This window comes from Neptuniibacter marinus, assembly GCF_001597725.1.
GTDB classification, from domain to species: domain Bacteria; phylum Pseudomonadota; class Gammaproteobacteria; order Pseudomonadales; family Balneatricaceae; genus Neptuniibacter; species Neptuniibacter marinus.
In genome coordinates, this window is record NZ_LUTR01000064.1 from 1 (window position 1) to 343 (window position 343).

General features: G+C 51.9%; 1 tRNA gene. It reads right to left on the minus strand.

Annotation, left to right across the window (positions count from 1 at the left end):
* Positions 1–216: 216 nt before the first annotated feature.
* Positions 217–292, minus strand: a tRNA-Val gene (locus tag A3774_RS16065).
* Positions 293–343: the final 51 nt, after the last annotated feature.

A 343-nucleotide genomic window follows, 5' to 3' on the forward strand; every position in this document is an offset into this window, starting at 1 on the left:
CGGGACTCGAACCCGCGACCTCGATCTCCACTATCAGTGACAGACCGCTATCCCAACGAAGTGAACTACCACTCCACGTAATTACGGGACTCGAACCCGCGACCTCGATCTCCACTATCAGTGACAGACCGCTATCCCAACGAAGTGAACTACCACTCCACATAATACGGGACTAAACCCGCTCTCTATAACGCCAAAGCATTATCGAGTGCTTAGTGGTGGGCGTGGAGAGGCTCGAACTCCCGACATTCGCCTTGTAAGGGCGACGCTCTCCCAACTGAGCTACACGCCCACTAAGCAGATTAGCTTTTATACGATCTTCTCAGCATTTCGAAAAGAAAGA